This window comes from Mesorhizobium sp. M7A.F.Ca.US.005.03.2.1 (genome assembly GCF_003997795.1).
In the GTDB taxonomy this organism is placed as follows: domain Bacteria; phylum Pseudomonadota; class Alphaproteobacteria; order Rhizobiales; family Rhizobiaceae; genus Mesorhizobium; species Mesorhizobium ciceri.
The window spans coordinates 1-6,872 of record NZ_RZRP01000290.1 but is presented as its reverse complement, the minus strand read 5'-3'; the positions used below and the strand labels follow the sequence as shown (position 1 = coordinate 6,872).

At 60.8% G+C, this 6,872-nt stretch carries 7 protein-coding genes and 1 pseudogene; 7 read left to right on the top strand and 1 reads right to left on the bottom strand.

Annotation, left to right across the window (positions count from 1 at the left end; translation table 11 throughout):
* Positions 1 to 361 (bottom strand): pilus assembly protein N-terminal domain-containing protein (locus tag EN991_RS17380; RefSeq protein WP_127369203.1); only part of this gene is annotated, 361 nt, incomplete at its 3' end.
* Positions 362 to 695: 334 nt separating this feature from the next.
* On the opposite strand from EN991_RS17380, the gene EN991_RS17375 reads away from it, so the two are divergent.
* The 7 genes and pseudogenes from EN991_RS17375 to EN991_RS17345 form a co-directional block, all read left to right on the top strand.
* Positions 696 to 878 (top strand): Flp family type IVb pilin, encoded by a 183-nt coding sequence (locus EN991_RS17375; RefSeq protein ID WP_013533686.1) that lies wholly within the window; start codon positions 696 to 698, stop codon positions 876 to 878.
* A gap of 172 nt (positions 879 to 1,050) precedes the next feature.
* Positions 1,051 to 1,569: a prepilin peptidase gene (locus EN991_RS17370; RefSeq protein WP_013533685.1), complete on the top strand. Its 519-nt coding sequence runs from the start codon at positions 1,051 to 1,053 to the stop codon at positions 1,567 to 1,569.
* A 213-nt stretch (positions 1,570 to 1,782) separates the two neighbouring features.
* On the top strand, positions 1,783 to 2,595 hold the full coding sequence (cpaB, locus tag EN991_RS17365) for a Flp pilus assembly protein CpaB (RefSeq protein WP_013533684.1): 813 nt from the start codon (positions 1,783 to 1,785) through the stop codon (positions 2,593 to 2,595).
* On the top strand, positions 2,592 to 4,112 hold the full coding sequence (locus EN991_RS17360; protein ID WP_013533683.1) for a type II and III secretion system protein family protein: 1,521 nt from the start codon (positions 2,592 to 2,594) through the stop codon (positions 4,110 to 4,112). Before cpaB ends, EN991_RS17360 begins: the two co-directional genes overlap by 4 nt.
* 14 nt (positions 4,113 to 4,126) lie before the next feature.
* Positions 4,127 to 4,864 carry a pilus assembly protein CpaD gene (locus tag EN991_RS17355; protein WP_013533682.1) on the top strand — a complete coding sequence of 246 codons (738 nt, stop codon included), beginning with the start codon at positions 4,127 to 4,129 and terminating at the stop codon, positions 4,862 to 4,864.
* A 38-nt stretch (positions 4,865 to 4,902) separates the two neighbouring features.
* The gene (locus EN991_RS17350) at positions 4,903 to 6,192 is read left to right on the top strand and encodes a CpaE family protein (protein ID WP_013533681.1); all 1,290 of its coding nucleotides are present in this window, start codon (positions 4,903 to 4,905) and stop codon (positions 6,190 to 6,192) included.
* A gap of 29 nt (positions 6,193 to 6,221) precedes the next feature.
* A pseudogene (locus EN991_RS17345) lies at positions 6,222 to 6,872 on the top strand (ATPase, T2SS/T4P/T4SS family); the annotation flags it as partial.

Below are 6,872 nucleotides of genomic sequence, written 5' to 3'. Positions count from 1 at the left end.
CGCAATACGGCGTGCAGGACATCGTCTGGATTTCGGCACGCCGATAGATGCGCACCGACGAAGCAGCCTGCCGCACGACGGTAACCTGCTCATCGACGATGGGACTGCCGTCGGTATCGAGCACGACCAGATTGGTGACGCCGAAACCTTTGCCGGTGAGCACGATCGTCGAAGCGTCCTGCACGGAAGCGTCGGCGATTGCCGGGTTGCCGACCACGATGGTGTCTGCGGGACGCGACAGTTTGACGATCTTGGCCTGGTTCATCGTGACCTCGATGCCGGCGCCGGCCATGGCGGGCGCGACGAAGCTCGAGACGGCAAGAAGCGCGGCAATCAGGATTGACGATCTCGGCTGGGCCATTGAGGCGCTCCACGCAGGCGGACTGATCAACGGAACATGAACGAGATTGGTGAACCAACGGTTAAGCCTGCGATGTTGCCAATCCTGCAATGGCCGATAAGGGCGCCCCGCGAGGCGCGGTCCAGTCGGGGCGCAAGCCTGCCAAACCTGGGACTGGAAGGCGCGGCGGTACTTTAGCCCGAAGTTAACCACGCAATATGTTCGAACCGGGAAAGGAATCGGTAAGGCTGTTTCTTAAGCCGATCGAAAGAGCTTCTCCCTAGATTGGCAGCATCCGATCAACCATCACAGAAGTTGACGGAAGTGCTGTAACACGTGGAGTAGGAGCTCTCGAATGTCTAATCTCATCGCACGTTTTGTGAAGGACGAATCCGGCGCGACCGCTATCGAATATGGTCTGATCGCCGCTCTCATCGCGCTCGCCATCATCACTGGCGCCGGCACGCTCGGCAATGCGCTGAATGCCAAGTTCACCAACATTGGCAGCACCCTGAACAACGCGCCGACCGGCAGCTGATCGGCTTATCGCCGAGCACTTGCATCGCATTTTCTGGAAAAGGGCCGCCGCGTGGCGGCCTTTTTTATGCCGCTGCCAATATAGGTCGTCTTTTCGTTCCTGGCCTCATCAATCGTTAATCGAACATATCTTAGATTGAGCCCAATAAAATCGGACAATAGGCGTGGCGCCGATGCTTGAAGCCCTGATCTTCGTCGTCTTTCCGTTCTGCATGCTGTTTGCCGCGATCTCCGACATGCTGTCGATGACGATCGCCAACCGCGTGCCGGTGCTGCTCGTCGTCGTTTTCGCGCTGGTCGCGCCCCTTACAGGCATGGACTGGGCGGCCTATGGCGGACATTTCGCCGCCGGCGCCCTGGTCCTGGCCGTGACGTTCGGCCTGTTTGCAATAGGCGGCATGGGCGGCGGCGACGCCAAGCTTCTGGCCGCAACCGCGATGTGGATGGGCCTCAATGTCAATCTCGTGGAGTATCTTGTCGCCTCGACAATCATCGGCGGCCTGCTGACGCTCGCGATCATCCTCTACCGGAAGTCGATGCTTGCGGCCGTTACCGGCCAAAATCCGTTTCTGCGCCATTTCGCCGACGAGGCAAAAGGCGTTCCCTATGGCGTCGCGCTCGGCCTTGGCGGGTTGCTGACCTATCCGGACTCGCCTTTGATGATATGGGCGCTGGCCAGGCTGGCGGCCTGACCACGATATTATTTTATTGTCTGTCAGCATTGCCGAGACCCCGTTCTCAACGGGGTCGGCCCGGCTGTTTTGGCCGGTCCGGCTATAGTCCGGCTAATTTATGTAAACGTTAAATTAATCACGATCGTAAGCATTACATTAACCTTGTTTTGACGATTGCCGCTGCAAAGTCCGGCTTGGCTACGTGGTTTGCCAGGGCAAGGGTTCGGACAGATGCCAGCATCGCGATTGATAATTCTGAGCGTGGCGGTGGCCGCGGCGGGTGGCGCTGGCTATGTCGCGAAGAACATGGTGGCACCGCCGCCCCAGGTCGTCGTTGATTCCGCTCCCCAGGCCCCGGCAGTGGCACTCCAGGATGTGCTTGTGCTTTCAGGCGACGTTCCGATGGGCAGCCCGATCCAAAACAACATCGCCTGGCAATCCTGGCCCGCCGACGGCGTCAACGCGAATTTCATCACCCGCACCGCCGAGCCCGAGGCGCTGGACAAGCTGAAGGGTTCCATTGCCCGTGTGGCGATGTATGCCGGAGAGCCGCTGCGGCGTTCCAAGCTGATCGGGGAGGGGCAGAGCTTCATGTCGTCGATCCTGCCTTCCGGCATGCGGGCGGTCGCCACGGCCATCTCGGCCGACACGTCGGCCGGCGGCTTCATTCTTCCCAACGATTTCGTCGACGTCATCATGACCCGCAGGGCCGATGCCGCCAGCGGTGCCGCCGGCTTCAACACCGAGACCATCCTCAAGAACATCCGCGTCCTGGCCATCGACCAGACCATTCAGGAGGACGAGGAAGGCAAGAAGACCAGGGTGGGCCAGACCGCCACGCTGGAACTGACGCCCAAGCAGGCGGAGATTATCACCGTCGCCCAGCAGATGGCGGATCGCCTGACCCTGGCGCTGCGGGCGGTCGCGGACACGCAGGAAAAGAATGTGGGTGAGGCCGACTATCTCGTTTCCGGCAATGGCCGCAGGGGAACGGTGAGGCTGATCAAGTCGGGCGAAGTTTCCGAAGTGGGAGCAAGGAAATGAAGCTAGGTGGCAAACTGCCGGCAATCGTAGCCGCGGCATTCGGCCTGCTGCTCGTCGGAACGAATGTGCAAGGCAGCGTCGTCGAGGCAAAGAACGCGCAGGTCACGGCATCGACGGCCACCCAGCGCGTCAAGCTCGGCCTCAACAAGTCGGTGGTCATCGACCTGCCGAGCGATGCCTATGACATTCTCGTCGCCAATCCGGCGGTTGCCGATGCGGTGACCCGCACCGCAAGGCGCATCTATCTGTTCGGCAAGGCGGTCGGCGAGACGAACATCTTTGTCTTCGGCCCCAATGGCGAGCAGATCGTCAGCCTGGACCTGGCCGTCGAACGCGACGTTGCCGGCCTTGAAGATTATATCAGGCGCTTCCTGCCGACGTCGGCTGTCAAGGTGGAACTGCTGAACGACAACGTCGTTCTCACAGGAACCGTGGATACCCCCCTGGATGCCAAGCGCGCCGAACAGTTGGCGAACATGTTCGTGTCGGGTGGTGAAGCGACGACGGGACAATATTCGCAGACCGCGGCTGGCGGCTCGGCCCAGAGCGGTGTCGACATCAACAATCCGGACCAGGAGCGCCGCACCAGCCAGATCGTCAACCTGATCCAGATCATTGGCGACGACCAGGTCACGCTGAAGGTCACGGTCGCCGAAGTCAGCCGCTCGGTGATGAAGCAGCTCGGCGTCAACATGGTTGGCAGCGGCGGCAGCAACGGCATTAGTTACGGCGCAATCAGCGACAACTTCACGGGTCTCGGCAAACAGCTGTCGAATTCCGGCTTTCAAATCGGCGCTTCAGGACTGCAGGCTTATGTGAACGCTATGGAGCAGTCCGGGGTGATGAAGACCTTGGCCGAGCCGACCTTGACGGCTGTGTCGGGCGAGAAGGCAACCTTCAAGGTCGGCGGTGAATACAATATGGTCACGGGTGTCTCGGCAAATGTATCGCAAGACAACCAGACCGGCCTGAAGACCTACAGCGTCGAAAAGATCGAGTACGGCATCGGCCTGGAATTCCAGCCGGTTGTGTTGTCTCCCGGCCGCATAAGTTTGAAAGTCAGGACGTCGGTTTCCGAGCCGACAACCGAGGGATCCGTATCGTTCTCCTCAGGCGTGACGAGTCCCGGCATGAATGCCCTGTCGCTGCGCAAGCGCCTTGCCGACACAACGGTGGAATTGCCATCCGGTGGCTCCATGATGATCGCCGGCCTGGTTCGCGACGATGTCAGGCAAGCCGTCAACGGATTGCCTGGATTGACAAAGATCCCGGTGCTTGGCGCGCTCTTCCGCAGCAGGGATTTCGTGCGAAACGAGACCGAGCTCGTCATCATCATCACGCCCTATCTGGTTAAGCCGGTGGCGCGCAACGACCTTGCCAAGCCGGACGACAATTTCAACGCCGCCAGCGATGGCGCCGGCATGTTCCTTGGCCGCGTCAATCGCGTCTACGGCACCATGCAGACCGACAAGCCCAATGGCCGCTACCACGGCGTTGTCGGCTTCATCTACAAGTAAGCGGGGAAGCGGACATGTCTCAGTCAGCATTGAAGGCAAGCACCATCGCCGCAACGACCCGTCTCGGCCGTTCACGGGTCTGCCGGCGAGCCGTTCCTGTCCTGGCGGTTGCGGTGGCGGCGCTGCTCGCCGGCTGCGCCCAGCGCGACAGCATCACGGTCGGCGCCATTCCGGACGATTACCGCACCAACCATCCGATCGTCATCGCCGAGAAGAATCAGAAGATCGACCTGCCTGTCGGCGCCGGTGACCGCGGCATGACCGGCTCCCAGCGCGATACGCTTCTTGGCTTCCTGGATGGCTATGACAGAAGTGCCGCCCCGACGCTGACGATCCAGGTCCCGAGCGGATCGGCCAACGAGGTCGCCGCGACCACGGCGGCCCGCGATTTCGCCCGGCTGGCGGTTGCCAGCGGCATCAAGCGCAATCGGATTGTCGTGACCTCCTATCAGTCCGCCTCCGCCGAAGCCTCTGCCCCGATTCGCGTTGCTTATATCTCGGTGAAAGCCCAGACCGATAAGTGCGGCCGCTGGCCCGAAGATCTTATGGAGACATCGGAGAACAAGCACTATGCCGACTTCGGCTGCTCCTATCAGAACAATCTTGCCGCCCAGATGGCCAATCCCGCCGACCTGCTCGGCCCGCGTAAATCTGCCAATATTGATCCGGCAAATCGTAGCCAAGCCATCGATGTTTACCAAAAGAGAGGCATTTCGGAAGAGTTCCTCGGCAATTCGGAAGTGACGTACTGAGCCGCAAATCTCGGATAGAACAGGCCACGGGAGAGAGCATGACGATGAGCAACCTTGCCTACGACGCCCCGGTGGACGGCAGCGATACCTCGCAGCAGGACATCGCCGCGATGCAGGCGTTGCGGCCGATCCCGCGCATCTCGATCCAGGCATTCTGCGAGACCGAGGGTGTTGCCAACCCGGTCGAGCGCGCCGGCGAGGACCGTCGCATGACGAAGGCGCATCTCAAGGTCCACATGGGCGGTGTTCCCACTGCCATCGAATTCTACCAATCGGCGCCGACGCCCAATCTGATCCTGCTGGAATCGCGCAGCGAGCCCAAGCAATTGCTGGAACAACTCGCCCAGCTTTCGGAATATTGCGATCCGACGTCGAAGGTGGTGGTGATCGGCCACTACAATGATGTCGGCCTCTACCGGGAACTCATCCGCAACGGCATTTCCGAATATGTGATCGCTCCGGTCTCGATGGCCGACATCGTCAGCGTGGTGTCGTCGATTTTCATCGATCCGGAAGCCGAGCCGCTCGGCCGCTCGATCGCCTTCGTCGGCGCCAAGGGCGGTGTCGGCTCCTCCACGATCGCCCACAATGTGGCTTGGGCGATGTCCTCCCTGTTCAAATCCGAAGTGGTCGTCGCTGATCTCGATCTGGCTTTCGGCACCGCCAACATCAATTTCGACCAGGATCCGGCGCAAGGCATTGCCGAGGCGGTGTTTTCACCGGAACGCATCGATGAAGTCTATCTCGACCGGCTGCTGACCCAGTGCGCCGAGCATCTGTCGCTGCTGGCGGCGCCTTCGACGCTCGAACGGGTCTATGATTTCGATCCAGAGGCCTTCGTTCAGCTCATCGACACCGCCCAGCGCAGCGTGCCGCTTCTGGTGCTCGACGTCCCCCATGCCTGGACGGGCTGGACCAAGAACACCTTGGTCAAGGCCGACGAGATCGTCATCACCGCGACACCGGAACTTGCCAATCTGCGCAACACCAAGAACCTCATCGATATGCTCAAGCGGCTTCGTCCCAATGATCCGCCGCCCAAGCTTATCATCAACCAGGCCGGCGTCCCGAAACGCCCGGAGATTTCGCCGGCCGATTTCGCCGAGCCGCTCGGTCTGTCGCCAATGTCGGTCATTGCTTTTGATCCATTGCTGTTCGGCAATGCTGCCAACAACGGACGCATGCTTGGCGAAATGGATGCCAAGAACCCGATCGTCGCAATGATCAACGAAATGGCGCATGTGCTGACCGGGCGCAGCGAAATCAAGATCAGGAAGAAGGCCGGGCTCGGCAGCCTGCTCGGCAAGCTCTCGCGCAACAAGAAGTGACGCTTCAGCAGTGGAATCGGTAGTCGATCATGTTTGGTAAAAGAGGCAGCGACGACGGCAACCGGTTCACGCCGGAATTTCGCCAGCCAGCACCGGCGCCTGTTGCGCCGCCGGCTGCAGGTTCCGTGGACACGGCGGTTCTGACACGGCCCGCGGCGCCAAGCGCGCCTGTCGCGCCGCCGGCGCGCCGTGCGGTCGAGGCACCGCCATTGGCGCCTGAGCCGAAGCGGGCACAGCGCGAAAAAAGCGAAACCTATTACGATACCAAGAGCCAGGTCTTCTCCGCACTCATCGACACCATAGATCTGTCGCAGCTTTCCAAGCTTGATCCTGAAAGTGCGCGCGAGGAAATCCGCGATATCGTCAACGACATCATCGCGATCAAGAACTTCGCAATGACGATCGCCGAGCAGGAAGAGCTGCTCGAGGACATCTGCAACGACGTGCTCGGCTATGGGCCGCTCGAGCCGCTGCTCGCCCGCGACGACATCGCCGACATCATGGTCAACGGCTCCAGGAACGTCTACATCGAGGTCAACGGCAAGGTCGAACAGACCGGCATCCGCTTTCGTGACAACCAGCAGCTCCTCAACATCTGCCAGCGCATCGTCAGCCAGGTTGGCCGCCGCGTCGACGAATCCAGCCCGATCTGCGACGCGCGCCTCCCCGATGGCTCCCGC